At 67.3% G+C, this 23,449-nt stretch carries 16 protein-coding genes; 9 read left to right on the top strand and 7 right to left on the bottom strand.

From position 1 onward, the window contains the following. Positions 1 to 16 precede the first annotated feature (16 nt). From A9J21_RS15330 to A9J21_RS15320, 3 genes are read right to left on the bottom strand one after another with little or no spacing between them, the layout of a single operon-like run. Positions 17 to 565, bottom strand: coding sequence for a penicillin-binding protein activator LpoB (locus tag A9J21_RS15330; RefSeq protein WP_066737070.1), 549 nt, complete (start codon positions 563 to 565; stop codon positions 17 to 19). Between the two features lie 42 nt (positions 566 to 607). Then, a complete protein-coding gene (locus A9J21_RS15325; protein WP_066737069.1) occupies positions 608 to 4,804 on the bottom strand; it encodes a tetratricopeptide repeat protein in 4,197 nt (1,398 codons plus the stop codon). After that, complete coding sequence (locus A9J21_RS15320; protein ID WP_066737068.1) at positions 4,767 to 7,679, bottom strand: bifunctional glycoside hydrolase 114/ polysaccharide deacetylase family protein; 2,913 nt, start codon at positions 7,677 to 7,679, stop codon at positions 4,767 to 4,769. The genes A9J21_RS15325 and A9J21_RS15320 overlap by 38 nt, the downstream gene beginning before the upstream one ends. 955 nt (positions 7,680 to 8,634) lie before the next feature. On the opposite strand from A9J21_RS15320, the gene A9J21_RS15315 reads away from it, so the two are divergent. From A9J21_RS15315 to A9J21_RS15280, 8 genes are all read left to right on the top strand, one after another. Beyond that, positions 8,635 to 8,838, top strand: a complete 204-nt coding sequence (locus A9J21_RS15315; RefSeq protein WP_066737067.1) for a cold-shock protein — start codon at positions 8,635 to 8,637, stop codon at positions 8,836 to 8,838. A 125-nt stretch (positions 8,839 to 8,963) separates the two neighbouring features. Further along, positions 8,964 to 9,503: a BON domain-containing protein gene (locus tag A9J21_RS15310; protein ID WP_066737066.1), complete on the top strand. Its 540-nt coding sequence runs from the start codon at positions 8,964 to 8,966 to the stop codon at positions 9,501 to 9,503. Between the two features lie 86 nt (positions 9,504 to 9,589). Continuing rightward, positions 9,590 to 10,438 (top strand): presqualene diphosphate synthase HpnD, encoded by an 849-nt coding sequence (gene hpnD, locus A9J21_RS15305; RefSeq protein WP_066737064.1) that lies wholly within the window; start codon positions 9,590 to 9,592, stop codon positions 10,436 to 10,438. Positions 10,439 to 10,512: 74 nt separating this feature from the next. Next, entirely contained in the window at positions 10,513 to 12,513 is a 2,001-nt protein-coding gene (gene shc / locus A9J21_RS15300) for a squalene--hopene cyclase (RefSeq protein WP_066737059.1), read from the top strand. Between the two features lie 5 nt (positions 12,514 to 12,518). Beyond that, on the top strand, positions 12,519 to 13,205 hold the full coding sequence (locus A9J21_RS15295) for a phosphorylase (RefSeq protein ID WP_255366026.1): 687 nt from the start codon (positions 12,519 to 12,521) through the stop codon (positions 13,203 to 13,205). A 269-nt stretch (positions 13,206 to 13,474) separates the two neighbouring features. Beyond that, positions 13,475 to 14,464: a tripartite tricarboxylate transporter substrate binding protein gene (locus tag A9J21_RS15290; protein WP_082926442.1), complete on the top strand. Its 990-nt coding sequence runs from the start codon at positions 13,475 to 13,477 to the stop codon at positions 14,462 to 14,464. Between the two features lie 34 nt (positions 14,465 to 14,498). After that, the gene (locus A9J21_RS15285; protein WP_066737054.1) at positions 14,499 to 15,698 is read left to right on the top strand and encodes a CaiB/BaiF CoA-transferase family protein; all 1,200 of its coding nucleotides are present in this window, start codon (positions 14,499 to 14,501) and stop codon (positions 15,696 to 15,698) included. Then, positions 15,695 to 16,537, top strand: a complete 843-nt coding sequence (locus tag A9J21_RS15280) for a citryl-CoA lyase (protein ID WP_066737052.1) — start codon at positions 15,695 to 15,697, stop codon at positions 16,535 to 16,537. The genes A9J21_RS15285 and A9J21_RS15280 overlap by 4 nt, the downstream gene beginning before the upstream one ends. Before the next feature lie 31 nt (positions 16,538 to 16,568). Here A9J21_RS15280 and A9J21_RS15275 read toward each other — a convergent pair whose 3' ends face one another. The 3 genes from A9J21_RS15275 to imuA are packed head-to-tail and all read right to left on the bottom strand — an operon-like array spanning position 16,569 to position 22,425. Beyond that, positions 16,569 to 20,018: an error-prone DNA polymerase gene (locus A9J21_RS15275; RefSeq protein ID WP_066737051.1), complete on the bottom strand. Its 3,450-nt coding sequence runs from the start codon at positions 20,016 to 20,018 to the stop codon at positions 16,569 to 16,571. A gap of 18 nt (positions 20,019 to 20,036) precedes the next feature. Next, positions 20,037 to 21,608 carry a DNA polymerase Y family protein gene (locus tag A9J21_RS15270; protein ID WP_066737049.1) on the bottom strand — a complete coding sequence of 524 codons (1,572 nt, stop codon included), beginning with the start codon at positions 21,606 to 21,608 and terminating at the stop codon, positions 20,037 to 20,039. Next, positions 21,541 to 22,425 (bottom strand): translesion DNA synthesis-associated protein ImuA, encoded by an 885-nt coding sequence (gene imuA / locus A9J21_RS15265; protein WP_066737047.1) that lies wholly within the window; start codon positions 22,423 to 22,425, stop codon positions 21,541 to 21,543. The genes A9J21_RS15270 and imuA overlap by 68 nt, the downstream gene beginning before the upstream one ends. Positions 22,426 to 22,648: 223 nt before the next feature. Here imuA and A9J21_RS15260 point away from each other — a divergent pair, with 223 nt between their 5' ends. Then, the gene (locus tag A9J21_RS15260; RefSeq protein ID WP_029051142.1) at positions 22,649 to 22,972 is read left to right on the top strand and encodes a hypothetical protein; all 324 of its coding nucleotides are present in this window, start codon (positions 22,649 to 22,651) and stop codon (positions 22,970 to 22,972) included. Between the two features lie 2 nt (positions 22,973 to 22,974). Here A9J21_RS15260 and A9J21_RS15255 read toward each other — a convergent pair. After that, on the bottom strand, positions 22,975 to 23,449 hold a 475-nt coding region (locus A9J21_RS15255), incomplete at its 5' end, for a nitrogen fixation protein NifQ (protein WP_066737043.1).

Here is a 23,449-nt window from a genome sequence, read left to right as displayed (position 1 = left end):
TTCTACCCGGTTCAACTCAACCCTGCATCAGCGGTGCCAGCAGGCGGCGCAGCAGCTTCTGGGCCACGCCCGACAGCGACTCGCGGCTCCAGCCCGCGTTGCTGCCCGTGGCCGACCACACCACCTGCCCGCTCGACACGTCGATCAGTTGCAGCGAGATGCCCACGGCCGGTTCGCCATCGACGCCAACCTTGTAGCGCCATTCCTGCACCGCGCCCGTCAGCGCATAGCGCGCCCGTTCGCCGCGCGCCCATTCCAGCGCCTTGTTCACCGATTCGCGCTCGGCTGGCTCGAACAGCGTTTCCGGGTTCAGCGACGCCGGATAGCGCTTCAGGTTCGCCACGCCGCCCGTCTTCAGCAGCGACTCGGCAATGGCTTCGGCACGCAGGCCAGCCTGCGGCGTTTCGGTGTAGTTCACGATCGGCAGCACGGCAACGGTGTCGCCGGCGGCCATCTGGGGCGCGCGGCCCACGTCGGTCACGGCGCAACCGGCCAGCCACAGCGCGGCACCGATTGCCGCAGCCCATGCCATCAGGCGACCCGTGCGGGTATTGGTCTTGTTCATCTTCGATCCCCCTCGTTACCTTGAAATCCAGTCAATTGTTCATCAATAGAGCCAGCGATAACGCAGGCCTACTTCGGTCAGCGGCGTACCCGTGGTACGGGCCGCGGTGTCGTGCGAGACATAAAGCGACAGATGGTCGTTGCCGAACACCGACCCGGCCACGCCCACCTGCCCGCGGAAGTTGTGGCCCGCGCGCGTGTCGTACAGCGCACCGGCTTCCAGGAACGGCCGCCACTTGCGCGTGTAGTCGTCGATCAGGTCGGTGCCGAAACCGAACAGCACGCCGGCCTGCGTGAAGCTCTGCGGCATATAGAACGCCGGCGTCGCCTCGTCATCGCCGGCTGGCAGCAGCCGCTGCATGGTCGACGACAGCGTGCCGCCATTGGCGCTGTAGATGCCGCGCGTGCCGACGATGCGCACCGTGTAGTCCGGATACTGCGTGCGGATGCGATAACCGGCCTCGACGTCGAAGACCATGCCATGGCCCAGCGCAGTGCGATCCTGGCCGTAGAAGTGGTTGTACTGGGCGCGGCCGCTGATGAACTCGCGCAGGCCAAGCCGCCACGTCGCGCCAAGTTCGACCACGTCCTTCATGCCGCCGACGCGCAGTTGCGCCGATTCATCGGCCTGCTGGTTGTAGCCCACCGTCCCCGTGTACTGAATGCGCCCTTCCTGGTTCCAGTTGCCGGTCAGTCGGGCCGTGGTGAAGCTCTCCAGGCCGTCTCGCCGGCCCACCCCGAGCAGCCAGCTTTTCTGGCTGTCGCGATAGCTCAGCGCCAGTTCGGCACGGCGGTCCGATGCGGGCACGTTGTCCAGCTGGGTGCGGTCGGCGCTGCGCTGGTCGCGGAACACGCCACGCAGGTTCAGCGCATAGCCGTCCCACAGGCGTGCGCCGCCCGCCAGGCTGTACTCGTAATATTCGAGCGGCTTCTGGCGCTGGAACGTCACACGCGGCTCGATGGCCTGGGCGTTGAACAGCAGCGCGTCTTCCAGCGTCTGCTGCAGCGTGTCGTCGGTACGGGCCAGTTCCTGCGTCTCGAACGCCTGCGTCTGCGCAGCGGACAGGCGGTCCAGCTGGCGATTGGCCTCGATCTGGTTCGCCACCGGCACGCGGCCGCCCTGGCGCTCCATGATCCGGTCGAGCTGATCCATGTCGTTGCGGTCCAGCGCGATGGAAATCTCGGCATACGCGGGCCGCTGCATCCGGTCGGCATAGTGCCGGGCCAGCCAGGCCCGCGCCAGATCGTTCGATTCGGATGACATCGCCCAGGCCAGCGCTACCTCGCGGCTGGCCGCCGAGATCTGACCCTGGCGGCGGCGTTGCGCCTCGGTCAGCGCGGCGGGCGGCACCGGCTCCAGCGACGGCAGCCCCGGCACATTGCCGAGTTGCGACGGCGCCCTGGCATCGCCCGGCGCGGCACGGCGCGCGGCCACGTCGGCGCGATCACGCCGCAGCATCTCGATGACGAGACTGCGCGACACATCGCCTGACGCGAAGATCTGCCCAAGCGCCACGGTCTGGCGGCGCAGGTCGCCCCGTGCCGGACCCTCCTGCGCGTCGTCTTCCGCGTCGCCGTCTTCGTCGTCGCTTGCCGATGCATTGGCCCAGTTCTGGCCGCCTGCAGCCCACGCATGATGCAGGTCGATCCACGCCTGCCTGCGGATGCGCCAAGCCGTCGACGTCTGGCCGATGGCTTCGTAGGCGTCGGCGGTCAGGCCAAGCCAGAGCGGATCGGCGTTCTTGCCCTGCTGCATCTTGCGCAGGTAATGCAGCGCCGTGTAGCCGTCCTGGAAGCGCATGGCGCCGGCGGCATACGCGCCCCACAGGCCCGGGTCCTGCTCGGCACTGGGCTTCAGGCGCTGCATCACCGCGCGCACTTCGCTGTCGGTGCCGCTGTCGACAAGCGCCCACAGCAGCGCACCGAAGGTCTCGCTGTCGGCGTCGGGCTGCCCGGCGGCCCGGCGCAGGTCGGCCAGCGCCCGGTCGCGGTTGCCGGTCAGGCGCCAGTACTCGGCGCGGCGCATCAGGAATACGGCCGACGATTCGGCTTCGCTGCGCTGCTCGGGGGTCAGATCGGCCAGCAGCTGGTCGATGCGGCGCCAGGCGTGCGCGCGCGTGTAGTAGTACACCGCGAGCTGGAACTGGTCGAACTTGCCGTTCTTGCGCCAGCTTGCTTCGGCGATCCGTCCCGCGTCGATGGGCGAGCGGTCGTAGTACGCGATCAGGTTCGAATAGTCGGCTTCCACCGTGTCGCGCACTTCGGCAATGCAGTCATTGCGGGCGGCGCCGGGCGGAAACTGCATGCAGTGGTCGTCACGGGTCTCTGCCATGGCGAACATCATCTGGCGATAGCCGTCCTTGAGCAGGTCGTCGCGTTGCGTCAGGCGGGCCAGTTCGGTGTACGTACGCCAGTACAGCAGGTCCTGCGGACCCGCCTGCTTGCGGGCCGGCAGCAGCGCGTCCATCGCCTCGTTCAGGCGGCCTCGTACGAAGAGGATGTTGGCGCGCTTGACTGCATACCGCGGCCGGGCGCCGAAGCGCTTTTCCAGCTGCCCGTAGAGTTCGAAGGCGCGATCGTCCTTGCCCGCGCGCTCGGCCAGATCGGCATTGCGCTCCATCGCCTGGCGGCCGGTCGGGCCGTTTGCCAGCGTGTCCAGGAACGCCATGCCGGCCTCCGGCTCGCCCAGCCGCTCGTAGGCAGCCACCACCTCGTCGATGGTCTTCAGGTCGCCGCCCGTGGCGCGGTGGCGCAGCGCGGCCAGGTAGGCGCGGTCGTCGTTAAGACCCGGCGCCAGGCGCATCACGTTGTTCCAGGCGCGCTCGTCGTTGGTCGCCTGCGCGTATTCAAGCCAGCTCTGCAGCGCAATCATCGGCTGGCGGTTCCATTCGGATACCTGCGCCAGCCGCTCGCGCCAGACCGGCTCGTGCGGCAGCTTGCGCACCGCCGTCTGGGCCACTTCCTGGGCCTGGTCCAGCTTGCCGGCCGCCAGGAACACACGGTAGGCCAGGTCGTAGTCGTCGGCGTTGAAAGACTTGCCGGCCGCCACGGCTGCGGCCACTTCGTCCTTGGCCGACGCCTGGGCCTCGGCCTGCGTGGGATTGCCCGGGCCCGGCTTTGGCGTTGCCTGGGCCAGCATCGGCGTCGACGCGGGCTCGGCGTGAACACGGCGCAGGCCGAAGCCGCCCATCTGTTCACGCTTGGCGGCGCCACGCGGGCCGTCGAGGAAGACATAGCCGCGGGTCAGCCACGGCTCGGTGTCGGAAACACGGCGCACTTCAGCGCGAACTTCGGCACGTGCGGCGTCGCGGCGCAATTCGGCCAGCGCAATCTGCGCCGCGCCGGACGGCTTGCTGGCCGACAGCTTCAGCAGCCGCTCGACATACTTTGCCGCCACATCTGGCTTGTTGGCGGCCAGCGCCAGCCTGGTCAGGTAGCGCAGCACTTCGGGGTCGTCGAGCAGCTTGCCACCACGACGCTCGGCTTCCACCAGTGCTTCGTCCAGCAGATTGCCGGATTGCAGCGTCTGCAGCGCCTGCAGGAACAGCGTGCGCTGCTCGTACAGGTTCTTCGCACGCGCCTGCGCGTCGAACAGCGCCTGCGCGGAGTCGCGATAGTTGCCACCGGCCAGCGCGATGCTGGCGAGCTGGCGGTTATAGAAGTCGAGATTGGCCGGATCGCGTTTGCCCAGCGCGCGGAACAGCACGCTGGCCGCTTCGGCATCGCCAATCTGGCGCGACTGCGTGGCCAGCGTCTGCAGGTCTGCCAGCGACCAGCGGCGCATCGCGCTCTCGGCAGTCGCCTGCTTGAGCAGGTCCTTCATCAGCGCCAGGCGCTCGGCGCGTTCGGGCGATTCGGGCTGCGCCGCGTAGGCGCGCTGCTGCGTGATCTCGATGCGCGTGCGCAGGATCTGGCCACCCAGGTCCTGGCCCTGCACCGCCATCATGCGTTCGAGCATCTTCTCGGCCTCATCGAGCCGGCCGCTGCGCGCGTACTGTTCCGCCAGCACGCTCATGAAGCTGGTGTCGTTGGGCGCCACGCGCGACCACGCTTCCAGATAGGCCACGGTCAGGCCATCGACCGTACGGCCCTGGCCAAGCAGGCGTTCGCGCAGCGTCTCGCGCGGGAACATCAGCGCCAGGCCAACACCTACCATCGCGGTAAAGGTCAGAACCAGGGCCGGCGGCAACAGCCGCTCGCGCTCAGGCGCCGCAGCGGACTTCGACTTGTTGCTGGACATGGATCGGATCATTCACCGCAGGGGTATCGAAACGCAGCGTGTTGTTCTCGTGCACGCCACGGGCGGGCTTGCCATCGATGGTCACGCTGCACTGGCCGGCATTGGCAAGCCGGAAGAACGGCTTGTAGTAGCCGGAGAAAGCAAAACGGGTCACGCCGCCGTCGCGACGCCAGTCGCGCACCAGGCCATTGGCCTCGGGCAATTCCGGCACGGCGCGCGTGGCAGCCGGCACGAAGCTGAAGCGCGCATTGCCGCCGTCCAGATGCACATAGACGCCGCCGCCGGGCGCCGGCGACGAGCCGGTCACGCCCGTTGCCGAAGCCACGTCGGGCACGCCGGCGCCAACCCAGCGCAGGTTGCGCAGGTTGCCGTCGCCACGCACCACCCACGCGCCGCTGGCCGCTGCGCCATCGGTGCCGTCACCCAGTTCGCGCGCCACGGCCATGTTCTGCCAGTCGAGCACCTTGAGCACGTAGTCCGTGGAATGCATCGGCAGCAGGTTCTGCGTCAGCACGTAGTCGTACACCTTGCGCAGCGCCTTCAGCGATGCGGCCTTGGTGCCCGCGTAACTGTGGTAGTAGATGTTCACGGCCTTGAAGCGGTACGGCTTCTCGGTCATCTCGTAGGTCTCGATCACGCGCTCGAAGCCGTAGTACGGACCCCGCCACAGGTTCGTGTAGACGTTCTCGTTCTGGTTGGTCGCGAATACCTGGAACGTGTGGTCTGCCTTGTGGATGCCCAGCGGCGCGATAGCGGTCCAGGTGGGGTTGCTGCGCGTGATCAGCGTGTCGCCACCATTCATGTTCAGCACGCCGGCGGCATCGGTCAGCTTGATGGCTTCCGGCGGGGCCTGGCAGTCGCCCGGCCACAGCAGCATCTTCACCGGCTTGTTCGGCGACAGCACCTTGTTGATATAGTCGATGGACCCGCCGATCTCGCGGTTCAGATCCATTCTGTATCCAGGGATCGCCAGGTGAAATTCCTCGTCGCCCTCGGTAATCCTTGCGTCGCTCTGCTGGCCAGGCACCGTGCGGCCCCATTCGAACGGGTGCGAATAGGTATGGCTGGCCACCTCGACATACGGCTGCGCGAAGATCTTGCGTGCAATCGGCTCCAGTTCGGCAGTCAGCTTCGGGTACATGCCCGACTTGCCGACCTCGCCCTCGATCACCGACATCGTCATCGGCAGGCGATAGCGGTCGAAGATTTCCCGGAACAGCACCTCGCCGGAGAAGCCGCCGCCCGGAATCTCGGCCTTCGAGGCAAACCCGTCGCCGTCGATATGGATCGTCAGCAGGCGGCGCCCGCTCTCGGTGGTGGTGTCGGGCACCGGCATCGGGCGCAGGCGCAAGGCTTCGCGCAGGAAATCGAGCGGTTGCACGATCCAGCGGTCCTGGTCGCTGGAGGAATTCTGGCGGATCGCATAGTTCTGGCGGACGGCATAGGGGCCCGTCACATAGCCACCCCAGTTCGTGATGGCCGCGGCGTCGTAGGTCAGCGTACCGGCGCGCAGGCGCAGCAGCGAACGCGTGCTGGCCGCCCCGTCCTGCACCTGTACGGCGACCGCCTCGGTGGCATCGGGTGCCACCGGCTGCTCGAAGCCCATCATCTTGTCCTGCGAGACGATCTGCACCGGGCTGGACGCACGCCCCTTGACGGTCTTCAGGCCAAGACTCCGCAGCAGCGGACTGTTTGCGGGCATGCCAAAGCCGTTCATGAATGCCACGGGCACGCCCTGCTGGGTCAGCTTTTCGAGCCAGGTCTGGTAGCGGCCGGCGTTACGCGAGAAATAGCCGTTGGACCAGACCACCACGCCCGCATAGCGGTCGGGCGTGATCTCCGGCAGTTCATCGCGTGTCTCGGCAAATTCGACGCGATAACCAAGGTAGTTCAGCGGCATCGACACGAAGCGCACGCCTTCGCTGTTGTCGATCGACACGCCCGGCTGGCTTTCCTGCAGCACCAGCACGCGGCGCGGCAATACCTCGATCTGGCCCACGCCCACCGTCTGCAGCCCGGAATCGGTCACATACGGCGTAATGCCGAGCGCGCGGATACGGCGAGCGGCGTCGCGCTGGCAAGTGCGGTCGGCCGGCGGGCAATAGTCGATCGAGATGACTGGCAGCTTGTACTGGTCGCGGATGATGCGGGCCTGGTTCAGCAGCCAGTCGCGGTCCTGCTGGCTGACCTCGGTGTAGGCGCGTTGCGCCTGGTTCCAGCCCCGGAACAGCGATTCGAAGACCACGCCATAGGCCAGTCCGTGCACCTGCGGCAGGATCTCGAAGCCGCGGTTGAACAGCAGCTTCGCGTCGGGATAGCGCGCCTTGATGGCCTGGATCACCCGCACCATGCCGGCTTCCTGCCTGGCGCGGTCGGCGTCGGTCTTGGCAACGAGGTGGTAAGAATCCATCGTGTCGATGAAAAAGCCTCGGTAGCCGCGATCCCACAGCGGCGCGATGACCTTGTCGACGTAAAAAGCGGGCCAGCCTTCGGCGGCCTGGTCAACCACCCGGGCGTTCCACGCGTCATTGCTCCCGGTGAGCCATGCCTTGGGGATGGCGTTGAAGTAGGCGCGGCTGGGCAGCACCTCGCCCAGGCTCACGTAGGCAAACCAGGCGGTATTCGGGGTCTTGGCCTTGCGCGGGTCGAAGCCGCTGTCGGGCTCGACAACGGCCACGTCGAACGCCTGCAGCAGGTCGACGGGCGGCTTGCTGCCGTAATGGAAGGCCACGTTGGGCGCGGCGGGGGTGCTTTCGGCCTGGAGGGCCCGGCCCGCCTGGACGGCCGGCGCCGCCTGGGCCAGCGCGTCGGCCGACGGCGTCAGCGCGCCCAGCATCACGGCGCCCGCCGATGCCACGACGGCCACGGCCAGCATCGTGTGACGGCAAATGCGCCCCACGGCGCGGCGCGGCGCATTGTTGCCAACTTCATGGAAAAGGCCCCGGATTAAACGCTGCAATGGCTTCACTCGTTGCTGTCCGCTTTTTCTTTGTTGGTATGGCGCGCGGTCGTTGCTGCGCGTCGTGACGCAAGCAGCGTCGTGCGGCGCGCGACCCGCATTATGCCGTCGACCCATTCGAACTAGTGTTTTTCCTAATTCCCGGGCAGGTCGGATGCTAGGCCATTCGCCGAACCGAGATTGTCAAAAATTGTGCCGAAGCCACCGTGACATATGGCGGACACTGGCGCGTGCCACCCTGCCGGGTTCGGCATGGCATGAACCTGCAATAACCGCTGCAAGGCGCAAGACGCGGCAGGAAAATGCGGCAGGAAGACGGCCGGCATCATGCCGGCGGCGGGCATTCGACAGCCCGCGTGCCACGGATCTGGCTAGCTATGTATTGACATCTGATTCCCCGTTCTCGGATCCGGCGCCTCGGGCACCGCGATTTTCCCGGCTTGCGCGCAAGGCTGCGGCCGCCAGCTTCTGGTTATGACGCGCATTGTCACGGCATCATCCATTGGTAGCCATAGTCCATATGGAGTAGCGTTGGCGGAACGGTTTTGTGGCATACATGTCGGCGTGGTGCCGCCAGCGGTTACGGCTGCGTACGAACTGTCGGTACCACAGATATGGAAATGCGTGTCGGACTGCCAGGCGAATCAGTCTGATGTCAGACAAATCCCCAAATGATCTAGAAATCTCTAATATCTGCTGTTCGCATGCCGAAATACCGTTAGGGGCATAGTCTGATTGACACGCGAAAAAAAACCGTCAGAATGACTGCTCGCATGTGCACCGGCCTGTAGCGTTTTTGCTCCGGTTCGTTGTGGGCAACATGCTTGGTCGGGCAATCACGCTCATTTGAAATTCAAGGTTGGATAGGAATATGGAAACCGGTACCGTTAAGTGGTTCAACGACGCCAAGGGCTTCGGCTTCATCACCCCGGACGCAGGCGGCAACGACCTGTTCGCGCATTTCTCGGCGATTGAGGGCAATGGCTTCAAGTCGCTGAAGGAAGGCCAGAAGGTCCGCTACGTGAAGGCGATGGGCCAGAAGGGCGAGCAAGCCACGAAGATCCAGGCTCTCTGAGCCTGAATCGCCGGGCCAATTATCTGGCCTGGGAAGCCCCGCTTCGGCGGGGCTTTCTGCTTTTATGCCGATCGATAATGTATTGCCTTGCTGACGTTCCGACCGGTTGGTCGATTAATAGGCGAATGGCATGGATTGTCGGGATTCCAATTGTCGTCTTATTTATAGTGGCGACAAAAATCGTGCATGCTCAATCGCTGCACAACTTTGGCAACGATCCGTTCCTGCGCGTTTCAAGCGCCGTCGCGGATTGCCCCGAACCGGCCGGACCAAGGGTTTCCGAGGATGAATGGAAACGCGAGGCTCACCATCGCATCGAGGAAGGCAACCACTGCCATGCAGAAGGCCGCTGCCGGCTGGCGAATGCGTACCAGTACGACAACGAAATCGCCGAATCGCTGCAACGGCGGCTGCAGGACCTGCGCCGTACGCTGCCTGCCTGGCAAGACAGTTCGCTCTGGATCATGGTGCGCGGCCGCTGGCTGACCGTGCAAGGCTGCGTGGGCGCCGGTTTCAACCGGCCGGCATTCCTGGCCGCGATGCGTGAAATACCCGACGTAGAGAAGGTGATCGACCAGACTACCGCGACGCCGTCACGTGGCGTACCGTACGTGCGATACCCCGCCCCGGGTGGCTCATCATCCACAAATACCCCGAATCGGTGATGTTGCTATAATCGCCCGACCCTGAAAAACCCGAAACCGGGCGGCTTCCCATAGACCGCCTGACATCTAGCGTGCCGAGGAAACCCGTGGCCGGTACTGAAATCGCAACGCCTGGCGCTCCGCTCGCCGGACCCACCGTGTCTTCCGGTAGCTCGTTCCATACCGCCATGCGGATCCTGCCGCCGTCGCAGCGGCAGGCCATGTTCGAAATCTACGCGTTCTGCCGTGCCGTTGACGACATCGCCGACGGCGATACCCAGCACGCCGACCGCCTGGCAGCACTGGAAGACTGGCGCGCGGACATCGCCGCCTGCTATGCGGGCAACGCACCCGCCGCGCTGCGCTCGCTCGACGAACAGATCAAGGCGTTCAATCTGCAGCAGCAGGATTTCAATGCCGTCATCGACGGCATGATCATGGACGTCGTCAGCACGATCGTGGCGCCCGATGCGGCCACGCTCGACCTGTATTGCGACCGCGTTGCCAGTGCTGTGGGCCGCCTGGCGGTACGGGTGTTCGGCCTGGAAGAACAACCGGGCATCGAACTGGCCCATCACCTGGGCCGGGCGCTGCAACTGACCAATATCCTGCGCGACCTGGACGAGGACGCCGAGATCGGCCGGCTCTATCTGCCCGCCGAGGCGTTGGCCGCCGCCGGCATCCCGTCCGGCGCCCCGCGTGCCGTGATTGATCATCCGGCGATCGATACGGTCTGCCGCGGCATCGCCCGCGACGCCCAGGCGCATTACGACGCGTCGGCCGCCATCATGGCGCGCTGCCCGTCGCGCGTGGTGCGCTCGCCGCGCATCATGTACGAGGTCTATCACGAGATCCTGACGCGCCTGCTGGCCCGTGGCTGGCTGGCCCCGCGCACGCGGGTGCGCGTCAACAAGGCCAAGCTTGCCTGGATCGTGCTGCGGCATGCCATTGCGTGACCCCGTGTTTTTTGCCGATGTGATGCACGCGGCCGTGGCCGCCGCATCGCCATGAGAGAAGTGCCCCCGAATAGATGAACCAGGCTGCAACGATCACCCGCCCTCATGACGACGCGCTGAACCGGCGCTCCACCGAGGCGTCTCTGCCCGACCCGCTCGACGACGGCATCGCGCATGCCGTGGATACGCTGCTGGCGCAGCAGCAGGACGACGGCCACTGGGTCTACGAGCTCGAAGCCGATGCCACCATCCCGGCCGAATACATCCTGATGGTGCATTACCTGGGCGAGACACCCGACCTGGTGCTCGAAGGCAAGATCGCCGCCTATCTGCGCCGCATCCAGAATGCCGACGGCGGCTGGCCGTTGTTCCACGCTGGCGCGTCCGACGTCAGCGCCAGCGTCAAGGCGTATTTCGCACTGAAGATGGCCGGCGACGACCCCGAAGCCGAGCATATGCGCCGGGCACGCGGCCGCATCCACGCGATGGGCGGTGCCGAGGGAAGCAATGTGTTCACGCGCACGTTGCTGGCCCTGTACGGCGTGATGCCGTGGCAGGCGGTGCCGATGATGCCCGTGGAAATCATGCTGTTGCCCGAATGGTTTCCGTTCCACCTGTCGAAGGTCTCGTACTGGGCGCGCACGGTCATCGTGCCGCTGCTGGTACTGAACAGCCTGCGGCCGCAGGCGCGCAACCCGCGCAAGATCGGCATCGACGAACTGTTCGTGCGGCCGTGCCAGGCAGCGCGCCTGCCGCGCCGCGCGCCGCACCAGAGCCCGCTGTGGGTGGGCGTGTTCCGTGCGCTCGACGCCGTGGTGCGCATGGCCGAACCGCTGTTTCCGCGCAGCATGCGCCAGCGGGCCATCGAGCGCGCCCGCGCGTTCACCGTCGAACGTCTCAACGGCGAGGATGGCCTGGGCGCGATCTTCCCGGCAATGGTCAATTCGGTGCTGATGTTCGACGTGCTGGGCGTGCCGCCCGACGATCCCGACCGCGCCATTGCCCGCAAGTCCATCGACAAGCTGCTGGTGGTGCGCGACGACGAAGCCTACTGCCAGCCGTGCCTGTCTCCGGTATGGGACACCTCGCTGGCCGCCCACGCCCTGCTGGAAGTGGGCGAACCCCGCGCGATTGCCGCGGCTTCGCGCGGGCTGGACTGGCTGGTGCCGCTCCAGGAACTGGAACTGCGCGGCGACTGGACCGTGCGGCGCCCGCACGTGCGGCCGGGCGGCTGGGCATTCCAGTACAACAATGCGCACTACCCCGACGTGGACGACACAGCCGTGGTGGCTGCCGCGATGGACCGCGCCGAGCGCGGCGATTGCTCGAACCGCTACACGCCCGCCATTGCGCGCGCCTGCGAGTGGGTCATCGGCATGCAGAGCGGCAACGGCGGCTGGGGAGCGTTCGAGCCCGAGAACACGCACCTTTACCTGAACAATATTCCGTTCGCCGATCACGGCGCGCTGCTGGACCCGCCCACCGCCGACGTATCCGCACGCTGCCTGGCCATGCTGTGCCAGCTGGGCCAGATGCCGGCCAACAGCGAACCGGCGGCACGCGCGCTGCGCTACCTGCTGGATGAACAGGAAGCCGACGGCAGCTGGTTTGGCCGCTGGGGCACCAACTATATCTATGGCACGTGGAGCGCGCTGTGCGGCCTCAACGCCGCCGGCATCGGTGCCGACGCACCCGAAATGCAACGCGCCGCACGATGGCTGGCATCGATCCAGAACGCCGATGGCGGCTGGGGCGAATCGGGCGACAGCTACAAGCTCGAATACCACGGCTACGAAAAGGCGCCCAGCACCGCATCGCAGACCGCGTGGGCCATGCTGGGCATGATGGCCGCCGGCGCCGGCGATCACCCGGCCGTGGCGCGCGGCGTGGAATACCTGCTGCGCACCCAGGCCAGCCATGGCCTCTGGGACGAACCCTATTTCACCGCGGTGGGCTTCCCGCGCGTGTTCTATCTGCGTTACCACGGCTATTCGCGCTTTTTCCCGCTCTGGGCGCTGGCGCGCTTCCGCAACCTGCTGCGCGACGGCAACCACGCCGTGGCGTGGGGTCTGTGAGCGCCGTGGCTTCCCCGCAGTCGCCGGTGCTGGTGGTCTGCGGGATGGATTTCGAAGCCCGCATCGCGGCCAGCCCCGATGTGGAGACGCTGTTCGGCCAGCGCGGCGTGATGCTGGCGCGCGCGCTGGATGTGCGCCTGATGCAGGGCTGCGCCGGCGTCATCAGCTTTGGCGTGGCCGGCGGGCTCGATCCCACGCTGCCGCCCGGCGCCGTCATCGTGGCTACCGCCGTGCGCAGCGGTCAGACGTCGTACAGCACGGCACCCTACTGGACCGCGGCATTGCGACGCGCGCTGCCCCACGCCGAAAGCGGCCTGCTGGCCGGCTCGGACACTCCCGTGCTGACCGTGGCCGACAAGACCGCACTCCACGACGCGCACGGCGCGCTGGCCGTCGACATGGAATCGCATATCGCCGCACGCGCCGCCCAGGCGCTGGGCATCCCGTTCGCCGCGCTGCGCGTGGTGATCGACCCCGCCGACCGTGCCGTGCCACCGCTGGCATTCGCCGGCATGGCAGCCGACGGCAGTACCGACGTGGGCGCGATCATTCGCGGCCTGTTGAAGGCGCCACACCAGATCGGCGGCCTGCTGCGGCTGGGGCGCGACGCGTCGATCGCGAAGAAGGCATTGGCGGGGGCCCGCCAGGCCGTGGGCGCCGGGTTCGCATTGCCGGAACTCGCCGCCGCCTGAAGGCGGCACCGCCTCCGCTTTTCCTCCCTCCTGTTGCTCTCCACCTCTTCCGCGAATGCGGCAGAGGAAGGCACACCCACGCCAGTCCGTCCAACGCCAGGTGCTCCCTGATCCACTGCGGATTCGGTGCCGGGCGAGCGTTCGCCTTTCAGATTCCTTACCCTGACAAGGCCCGGCTTGACAGCCCTCCCCATCGCTCCTATTCTCACGATCATTCCTTCTTTAAGATCGTCGTTCTATCTTATAGAACACAAGAAATGGAGACACGCATGACCCGTCTGCCCTTGCGCCGCAAGTTCGCCTACACGTTGCTGGCTATCGCCGCCGCCCCCGCGCTGCTGGCTGGCCCGGCCATTGCCGCCGATGCCTACCCTGCCCAGCCGATCCGCCTGGTGGTGCCGTTCCCGCCGGCGGGCGGCACCGACGTGCTGTCGCGCCTGGTGTTCAACAAGGTGGGCATCGCCACCAAGTGGACCGTGGTGGTGGAAAACCGCGCCGGCGCGGGCGGCAATATCGGCCTGGATCTCGTAGCCAAGGCGAAGAACGACGGCTACACGATCGGCATGGGCCAGACGGCCAACCTGGCGATCAACCCGACGCTGTACCCGAAGATGCCGTATGACGCGCTGAAGGACTTCACGCCCGTGGCGCTGGTGGCGGCGCAACCGGTGGTGCTGATCGTGCGCCAGGATGCGCCGTACAAGAACCTGGCCGATCTGGTGGCCGCCGCGAAATCGAAGCAGCTGTCGATGGCATCGGCCGGGACCGGCACGGTGGGCCACCTGACCGGCGAGATGTTCCAGCGCCGCGCCGGCATCAAGGCGCTGCACGTGCCATACAAGGGTGCATCGCCCGCGCTGACCGACCTGATGGGCGGCCAGACCGATTTCTATTTCGCCACGCCGCCCATCGCCATGCCGATGATCAAGGCCGGCAAGCTGCGCGCGCTGGCGGTGACGTCGGCCAGGCGCGTGGCGCTGCTGCCCAACGTGCCGACCGTGGCGGAACAGGGCTATGCCGGTTTCCAGGCCGAGGACTGGAAGGCGCTGGTGGCACCGGCTGGCACGCCGGCCGACGTGGTAGCCAGGCTCAATGCCGAAGTCAACAAGGCGCTGAAGGACAAGGACACCATCACCAAGCTTCATGACGAAGGCAGCGAGCCGCGCGGCGGCACGGCGGCAGAGCTGGCTACCTTCATCAAGAGCGAGAACACGCGCTGGGGCGCGATCGTCAAGGAATCGGGCGCTCGCGTCGACTGATCCGCGTCGACTAACCATTTCCTGGCAGGACCGTATGTACAAGCCGCTTCGCAATATCCGCGTGCTCGACCTCACCAACGTGCTGGCCGGGCCCTTCTGCTGCCACCAGCTGGCCCATATGGGCGCCGAGGTCATCAAGGTGGAAACGCCGGGCACCGGCGACCTGGCGCGCCAGCTGGGCGCCGACGCCGAGCTGAACCGCAACCTGATGGGCGTGTCGTTCCTGGCGCAGAACCCCGGCAAGCGATCGATCACCATCAACCTCAAGCATGCGCGCGGCAAGGAAGTGTTCCGCAAGCTGGTGCAGAGCGCCGATGTGGTCGTCGAGAACTTCCGCCCCGGCGTGATGGCCCGGCTGGGTCTGGGCTACAGCGACCTGAAACTGGTGAATCCGCGCCTGATCTACTGCGCGATCTCCGGCTTCGGCCAGGACGGCCCGCTATCGGACCTGCCCGCCTATGACCAGATCATCCAGGGCATGTCGGGTGTGATGAGCATTACCGGCGACAAGGAAAGCGCACCGCTGCGCGTGGGCTATCCGGTTTCCGACACCATCGGCGGCATGACAGCGGCGTTCGCCATCGCCGCGTCGCTGGCCGACCGCGACCGCACCGAGGGTTATTTCCTCGACGTGTCGATGCTCGAAGCCACCATGGCCACGATGGGCTGGGTGGTGTCGAACCACCTGGTTGCGGGCAAGGACCCGGTGCCGATGGGCAACGAGAACATGACCGCCAGCCCTTCGGGCACGTTCCGCACCGGCGACGGCCCGCTCAATATCGCGGCCAACAAGCAGGAGCAGTTCGAAGCCGTGTGCCGTGTGGTGGGCCGGCCCGACCTGGCCAGCGACCCGCGCTTTGCCGAGCGCCAGTCGCGCCTGGCCAACCGTACCGCGCTGACCGCCGAACTCGAAGCCGAGCTGGCGAAGAAACCGGCCACCGAATGGTGGCAGCTGCTGAACGAGGCCGGCGTGCCGGCTGGTCCGGTGCTGAAGGTGCCTGACGTGCTTGCGCATCCGCAGGTGCGGGATCGCGGCATGATCGGCGACTTCGCCAACGTGCCTGGCGTGGGCCGCGACATCCGCCTGGTCCGCACGGGCTTCAAGGTCAACGGCACGGCGCCGTCGGTGGACACCCCGCCGCCACAGCTGGGCCAGCATACCGACGACATTCTTGGCGAACTCGGCTACGCCGACGACGACATCGCCACCCTGAAACAGGAGCGCGCACTATGAGCGAAGCATTCCCGATGGACGCCGGCCGGCAGGCCTCGCAGGACTGGTGGCGCACGAAGATCATCGACATGAAGCCCGGCGAGATCCGCTACCGCGGCTACCCGATCGAGCAGCTGATCGGCAACGTGTCGTTTGCCCAGATGATCTGGCTGATGCTGCGCGGCGAACTGCCCGGGAAGCGCGAAGGCGAACTGCTTGACGCGGCCCTGATGGCCGCCGTCGACCACGGCCCGCAAGCGCCCAGCATCGCCATCGCCCGCATGGCCGCCACCTGCGGCGTGGGGCTCAACAACGCGATGGCCTCGGCCGTCAACGTGCTCGGCGACGTGCATGGCGGCGCCGGCGAGCAGGCCGTGGAGCTTTACCAGGATATCGCGCGACGCTTCGACGAAGGCGTGCCGTTCGACGACGCCGTGGCCGCCGGACTGGCGAACTACCGCGATCTGCACGGCAAGTTCGTGTCGGGCTTCGGCCACCGCTTCCACCCGCTGGACCCGCGCGCCCCGCGCCTGCTGGCACTGGTGGACCAGGCTGCCGACGCCGGTGTGGTCTCCGGCCGCTTTGCCGCCATCGCACGCGCCGTCGAAAAGAAGCTTGGCGAAGGCCGCGAGAAACCGATCCCGATGAACATCGACGGCGCCACCGCCGTCATCTACGCGGAACTGGGCTTCCCGGCACCGCTGGCGCGCGGGCTGTTCTGCCTGTCGCGTTCGGTGGGCATCCTGTCGCACGCCTGGGAGCAGTCGCAACAGGGCGGCCGCAACAAGGGCCCGATCCCCCGGCAGTTCCTGTGGACTTACGACGGGCAGCCGCAGCGGGATGTGCCGACGGGAGACTGAGTTCGGTCGGGGGCACGGCCGGCGTGCCCTCTCAATGAAAATCCCGGCTCCCCACCATCAGCCTGCCCAGCAGTGGACTCAGGTCCACCAGTTCGTGGGCCACCAGGTGCCTGACGTCGCCCTGCCGTTGCCAGGTGCCGATCACGCCCAGCAGCGTGGCACCCAGCACCTCCTTGCGCTGGCGTTCGACCAGGTCGGGCCAGATGATCACGTTGATCGATCCGGTTTCGTCCTCGATGGACGTGAAGATCGTGCCGCTGGCCGTGGATGGACGCTGACGCACCGTCACGATGCCGCACGCGCGCACGCGGCGGCCGTTGCCCAGGCGTGACAGCTGCTGCGCGGTAAGGTACTTGAGCGCGCTCAGCCGGCGTCGCAGCAGCGTCAGCGGGTGGCATTTCAGTGACAGGCCCATGCTCGCATAGTCGGCCGCCACGTCCTCGCCGATCTTCGGCTCGGGCAATGCCAGTGTCTGCTCCTGCGGCGGCGCCTCGTGCAGCAGGTCGCGATGGGCGGTCTGCACCGCCGCGCCACGTGCATGCCAGCGCGCCTGGCGCCGATGGCCGGCCAGCGACACCAGCGCGTCGGACGCGGCCAGCACGTCGATATCGTGCGCATCGAGCCCGGCGCGGCGCGCCAGGTCTTCCACGCTTTCGAAAGGCCGTTCGGCACGCGCGGCCTCGATGCGCAGCGCGGCGGCCTCGCGCATGCCCTTGACGCGATTCATGCCCAGCCGTACGTCCCGAAACCGCTGCCCCGGCCGCTGCGGTTCCAGCGCGCTTTCCCAGCCGCTGATCGTCACGTCCACCGGCTGCGTCTCCACCAGATGACGGCGCGCATCCTGCACCAGTTGCGATGCCGAATAGAACCCCATCGGCAGGCTGTTGAGCAGCGCACACAGGAATGCGTCGGGGTGGTGGCACTTGATCCACGCGCTCACATAGACCAGTTTGGCAAAGCTGGCCGCATGGCTTTCCGGAAAGCCATATTCCCCAAAACCTTCGATCTGCTTGCAGATCGCCAGCGCGAATGCCTCCGGGTAACCGCGTGACGTCAGCGCGCGCACCAGCGCGTCCTGGTGCTTCTTGAGATCGCCCCGGCGGCGCCAGGCGGCCATCGACCGGCGCAGCTGATCGGCCTGCCCGGGCGTGAAGCCTGCTGCCTCGATAGCCAGCTGCATCACCTGTTCCTGGAAGATCGGAATGCCCAGCGTGCGGCCCAGCACGCGGCGGATCACGTCATTGAAGTAGGTCGGCAGCTTGCCGGTGCGGCGCAGGTCCTCGCGCCGCTTCAGGTACGGATGGACCATGCCGCCCTGGATCGGGCCGGGCCGCACGATAGCCACTTCCACCACCAGGTCGTAGTACTGGCGCGGCTGCAGGCGCGGCAGCATCGACTGCTGCGCCCGCGATTCGATCTGGAACACGCCGATGGTGTCGGCCCTGCAGATCATCGCGTAGGTGGCGTCGTCGGTCTCGGGCAGGTCTTCCATGCGCGTGGGCAGCCCCGCGCGCTCGGGCTCGGGGTTCGGGATCATCGCCAGCGCGCGGCGGATAGCGGTCAGCATGCCCAGCGCCAATACGTCCACCTTGAGCAGGCCCAGCGATTCCAGGTCGTCCTTGTCCCATTGGATCACGCTGCGATCCTTCATGGCGGCGTTCTCGATCGGCACCAGCCGCGACAGCTTGTGCCGCGCGATCACAAAGCCGCCCACATGCTGCGACAGGTGGCGCGGGAAGCCGCGCAACTGCTCGGTCAGGCTGGCCCATTGCCCCACGGCCGGTGAATCGGGGTCGAGCCCGTAGCGCGAGATCCGCTCGATGAACGCGGTGCCGCCGTCCCACCACGCCTGGCCCTTGACCACCTGCTCCACCACACCTGGATCGATGCCGAGCGCGCGCCCCACGTCGCGCAACGCGCTGCGCGAGCGATACGTGATCAGCGACGCGGCCAGCGCGGCACGATGCCGGCCGTACTTGTCGTAGATGTACTGGATGACCTCCTCGCGCCGCTGGTGCTCGAAGTCGACATCGATATCGGGCGGCTCGTCGCGCTCGCGCGACAGGAAACGCCCGAACAGCAGGTTGGCCTGCTCGGGGCTGACCTCCGTGATATGCAGGCAGTAGCAGACCAGTGAATTGGCGGCCGAGCCGCGCCCCTGGCACAGGATGCCCAGCCTGCGCGCATGGCTGACGATGTCGTAGACGGTCAGGAAGAACGGCTCGTAGCTCTTCTCCTCGATCAGCTCGAGTTCGCCTTCGAGCTGCTTTTCCCATTCGGGCTCCAGGCCATGCGGGAAGCGCGCCTTCACGCCTTTCTCGACCTCCTGCCGCAGATAGCCGATCGGCGTCAGCCCATCGGGCACCAGTTCCTCGGGATATTCGTAGCGCAACGTGTCAAGCGAGAACCGGCACTGGTCGGCGATATGCAGCGTGCGCGCCAGCGTCTCGCGCGGATAGAGCCGCGACAGCACCTGCCGCATGCGCAGGTGAGCCTCGGCATTGGGCGCCAGCGCCATGCCGCAGGCGGGCAGCGGCTGACCAAGCCGGATGGCGGTCAGCACATCGGACAGCGGCTTGCGCGAACGCACGTGCATATTGACCGCGCCGGTAGCCACCAGCGGCACCCCGGTGTCGCGCGACACCTGCTGCAGACGCTCGCGGTGCAGCGCTTCGGCGTGACCCTGCAGCAGTTCCAGCGCGATCGATACCCGATCGCCGAACACGTCGCGGCACCACTGCGCCTGCGCGCGCAGCACGTCGGTATCGGGGCAGTAATCGGGCAACAGGATCGCCAGGCAATCGGGCATGCCGCGCAGGTGATGCTCGTCGGGCTGCGGATCGGCGATATCGGACGGATACAGCACGTAGCTGCCCTTGTCGGCGCGGCGGCGGCCGAGCGTGATGAATTCGCTGAGATTGCCAAAGCCTTCGCGGTTCTGCGCCAGCAACACCAGGCGGGGCGGCGGCATGGTGCCGCCGGGGTCCGCAGTCAGCGTGAAACGGCTGCCGATGATCAGGTTGAACGCATCGGCCGCGGCGGCCAGCGTTTCCAGCATCGCATGCCGGCGGGCGGCGGCATCGGCGTCTTCGCCGAAGTCGACCGGCGCCCCGTGCCCCTCTCCGTCATCGCCCCCTTCATCGCCCTCGCCTTCTTCGTCGCCGTCCTCCTCGACGAAGGCCACGATGTCCTCCACGTCGTCGGCCTCCCCGGCGGTCTGCCCCGCCGCCAGACGCCGCGCGCTGCGGGCCACGGCCTCCCACATGTCCTCGCGCAATACCTTGATGGCGTGGTGCGCGCGGGCGGTGCCGGCGACCGAACACTCGTCGGTCAGCGCCAGGCCGCTGTAGCCCAGTTGGAACGCGCGGGAGATCAGTTCCTGCGGGTGCGACGCACCGGTCAGGAACGTGAAATTGGAAATGCAGTGCAGCTCGACATAGTCGGGCAACGACGGCAGCAGGGAAGACAATCCGGGCAACATCGCCAAACTCCCGGGCACTCAGGCAAACAGGCCGTGCAGGAACCAGCGGTATTCGCCGCCGTCTTCCTGCCCGTCGCGCGTGGGGCGGCCGGGGCGTTCGCGATAGACCCAGCAGCGCAGCCCGTCGGCACGTTCGGCAATGAAATAGTCGCGCGTGGCAAGGCCGCCGTCCCACCAGCCGGCCTCGATGCGTTCGGGGCGCGTCAGCATGACCAGCGGCCCCTGGTACACGGGGCGATGCCTTTCCACGCGCAGCGGCTGCGGCGCTTCCAGCAGCCAGAGCGGCCGCTCCGGCGGCAAGGCTCCCGCCGCCGGCGCACGCGTGGGCGTCTCGCCCACCGGGCACCACTGGTTGGCGCGTTCGGGACGATGGTCGGGCAGCGGCTGCGGCTGCAGCACGTTGTCGCGGCCCAGGCGGGCCACCAGCGTATCGAGCAGCCGGCCCAGTTCGGCCGGTTCGGCGCCGGGCTCCGGAAACAGCGAATCGCTCTGCGGCACGCAGGTTTCCATCGTCTCCACGCGCAGCCCCAGGCCGCCCACCGGCGCATGAAAACGCACCTTGTCGAGCTTTTCGCGCAGCAGCTTCGACAGGTGTACGGGGTCGCGGCTCGGTTGCGCCAGCGCCAGCGGCACCGGCGTGCTGTCGGTGTCCTCGCCCAGCCGGTAGCGCTCGTGTTCCAGCATCAGCACGCAGCGCGTCACGCCGGCCTGCTGCGCCGCCAGCCAGCCCGACAGCGCCAGCAGCAGCCGCTGCGCCCCGGCCAGCACGCCTTCGGCCGATTCGATACGGCCCGGCAGTTCCATGCGTTGCGCAAACGCGGGCGGCGCTTCGAACCATGCAAAGCCCGAAGGCGCCTTGCCATAGGCCTGGTCCAGCCGCGCCAGCAGTTCGGTGCCGATGCGGCGCGACAAACCCGCGCGCGGCAACTGCCGCACCTGTCCCAGCGTGTGGCAACCGACGCCTTCGAGCCAGTCGGGATCGGTGTACGCCTGCAGGCAGCTCACGGGCAGGCGGTCCAGCAGGCGCACCATGCGCGGCGCCTGCACCGCGCGCCGGGCCGGACGGACGATGCCGCGCGGTGTCTTGCGCAACGGCTGGCGCGCCAGCCATGCCGCGCCCTGCGCCGTGGTGCCGCTGCCGATCTGCACGAACGTGCCCAGTTGCCGCACGCGGGTACGGATCGCCCGGCACAGCGCGCGATGCCCGCCGAACAGGCGCAGGCTGGCCGTGACGTCGAGCATCACCGTGGCCGATTCGGGTTCCGGATCGATCGTCACGGCTGGCGTGAAATGCAACAGCGTCAGCGCCACCGAGGTCACCAGATCGGTCTCGGCGGCCGGGTCGCGTTCGAGCTGCACCACGTCGGCCGACAATGCCTGCACGCCGCCGCGCCGCATGCCATAGCACACGCCCAGCGCCGCGGCCGGGCCATTGGCCAGCACCACGCGCTCGTGCGCCATCACGGCCACCGGCAGTTGTTGCAGCGTACCGTTGCCATGCGCGGAGGGGCTGCCGGCGGGCTCAGGCCAGCTCGGTTGCAGCGCGTCCAGCGGCAGGCGCGGCAGATGTACCGCGATCCAGTACGTCATGGGCAATCGGATCGATACCCGCCGGAACGGCGGGCGTGGGAACAGCAGGCACGCCCGTGCGCCGGGGCACATGGGCCATGCCTTCGAGTGGCAACAGCAACGGCGTATCGCGCACCGGGCCGCGCCGCTTGTGGAAGACGATCGACATCAGGTTGCCGGGCTGCGGCGACAGCGCCAGCCGCAACACTGCCGGCGACGAATCGTGCAGCACCCGCATCGGGCGCAGCACCCACACCACGGTATCGCCGGCCTGCGCCAGCACCTGCAGGCGCCGCAGCGCCTCGGGCCGCGCGCCGGCCAGCCAGACCAGCACCGCGCCAAATGCCTGGCTGCGCAGCATCTGTTCGGCTGCCCAGAGCATGTCTGTGCGCTGCGAGGCCATCGTGGCGGCCACGGGCGGGCGCACCCAGTAGAGCTGCCGTGCGGGCAGGCGGCCATCGTCCAGTGCGCCCGCCAGTGCGCCCGCATTCGGCAGGTAAGGCGGGTTGACCAGCGCGATGCGCCGGCCACCGGCCGCCAGCGTGCGCAGCGCCGGCATCAGCAGACGCAATTCGCCCGCCCCATCCTGCGTCAGCAGCAGTTCCGTCACCGCGCCGGCCGGCCAGCCGCCACCCGGCAACTCGGCCGTCAGGGCGTCATAGCCGGTCGGGCAGACAGGCAGCCGGCCGGCACGGCCCAGCTGGCCCGCACGCCACAGGCCGGGATACCGCTGTTCGAGTTCGCGCACCGATTCGCGAGGCGGCTCGGCAGGCGGGAGGGATGGGGGCGCATGGTCTTCCGCCAGAAGCGAAGGCTGCCCATGCGGGGCTGGGATCATGATCGGGTGCCGGGCCCACGCGCAGTTGGCGCGGGCATAGGAATTCGTCGAATACTGTATGTTTATACAGTATCGATGCCAGCGCAAGGGGTACGCTATCCGGGTGCCTAAATCGACGCATTTGAAGTGATTTTTGCGTCCTTGCCACACTTGCAAGCGGACGAATGCAAACAAGTGTCAAGTGTCATTGTGAAGTGTCAGGCAGTGCGGAAAAATGCGCGGCATGAAAAGGAATACGCGCGAATGCGTGCATCTGCTGATCGAAGGTTTGCAGCGTCAGGGCCCGGTGCGCCGTGACGGGCTGGCCGACGCCTGCGGCCTGTCCGCCGAGGAAACCACGCGTGCCTTGAAAGCCGCGCGGCAGATGAGCGTGATCGACCATGTCCCCTACGGCCCCGGCACGCCGCCGGCCGCCGTCTTCTATCAGCTGACCGGCCGCCAGTTGCCGCCGGCCCGCAAGAGCACGCGCATTCCGCCAGCCCCCGACGACCGTTTCCAGCCGCTGCTGGAAGCCTGGTGGAACAGCAGCGAACTGGACCGCGCCTGAATTCAGGCGGGTCGCAGGATGACCGGCTGCATCGCCACGATGGCCGCCTCGGCCCCGTGGCACGCCACGTAGTGGTCGCACCCCTCGCATGACGGCTCCGGGCACGGATGGATGTCCAGCCGCTCGCAAACCCGGTGGTAGAAGAACTTCTTCCACTTCATTTCGGTGGTGTTGGCCGCGAATACCGGCTCGAAGACCTGCTGCAGCAGCAGCGATACCTCGTCGCGCCCCGACAGTCCCATGTCCTGCCACAGATGCGTATGGCCGAAGCAGCCGGACGCCAGCGCATGCGCGGCCCAATGGACATCGGGGCCGTACTGGCCCGGCGTGTGGCCGTCTTCCAGCATGTCGACCAGATCGGCGAATTCGCATGGCAGCGCACCGGCATCCTGGGGTGGCGCATCAGGCTCCCAGCCAGCGGCTGCGGCCCCCGGAAAATGGTGATCCAGCATGCACCGGAATTCTCCGGCCGGCAGG

This window comes from Cupriavidus sp. D384, assembly GCF_001652915.1.
Taxonomy (GTDB): Bacteria; Pseudomonadota; Gammaproteobacteria; order Burkholderiales; family Burkholderiaceae; genus Cupriavidus.
Note: the sequence above shows the minus strand (reverse complement) of the source record. Positions and strands in the feature narration are given on the sequence as shown.

Excerpts from the sequence above, each read along its gene's own strand:
- A9J21_RS15330 (WP_066737070.1), bottom strand. The coding sequence starts at position 565 with ATGAACAAGACCAATACCCGCACGGGTCGCCTGATGGCATGGGCTGCG.
- A9J21_RS15325 (WP_066737069.1), bottom strand. The coding sequence starts at position 4,804 with ATGTCCAGCAACAAGTCGAAGTCCGCTGCGGCGCCTGAGCGCGAGCGG.
- A9J21_RS15320 (WP_066737068.1), bottom strand. The coding sequence starts at position 7,679 with ATGCTGGCCGTGGCCGTCGTGGCATCGGCGGGCGCCGTGATGCTGGGC.
- A9J21_RS15315 (WP_066737067.1), top strand. The coding sequence starts at position 8,635 with ATGGAAACCGGTACCGTTAAGTGGTTCAACGACGCCAAGGGCTTCGGC.
- A9J21_RS15310 (WP_066737066.1), top strand. The coding sequence starts at position 8,964 with ATGGCATGGATTGTCGGGATTCCAATTGTCGTCTTATTTATAGTGGCG.
- shc (WP_066737059.1), top strand. The coding sequence starts at position 10,513 with ATGAACCAGGCTGCAACGATCACCCGCCCTCATGACGACGCGCTGAAC.
- A9J21_RS15290 (WP_082926442.1), top strand. The coding sequence starts at position 13,475 with ATGACCCGTCTGCCCTTGCGCCGCAAGTTCGCCTACACGTTGCTGGCT.
- A9J21_RS15285 (WP_066737054.1), top strand. The coding sequence starts at position 14,499 with ATGTACAAGCCGCTTCGCAATATCCGCGTGCTCGACCTCACCAACGTG.
- A9J21_RS15280 (WP_066737052.1), top strand. The coding sequence starts at position 15,695 with ATGAGCGAAGCATTCCCGATGGACGCCGGCCGGCAGGCCTCGCAGGAC.
- A9J21_RS15275 (WP_066737051.1), bottom strand. The coding sequence starts at position 20,018 with ATGTTGCCCGGATTGTCTTCCCTGCTGCCGTCGTTGCCCGACTATGTC.
- A9J21_RS15270 (WP_066737049.1), bottom strand. The coding sequence starts at position 21,608 with ATGACGTACTGGATCGCGGTACATCTGCCGCGCCTGCCGCTGGACGCG.
- imuA (WP_066737047.1), bottom strand. The coding sequence starts at position 22,425 with ATGATCCCAGCCCCGCATGGGCAGCCTTCGCTTCTGGCGGAAGACCAT.
- A9J21_RS15260 (WP_029051142.1), top strand. The coding sequence starts at position 22,649 with ATGAAAAGGAATACGCGCGAATGCGTGCATCTGCTGATCGAAGGTTTG.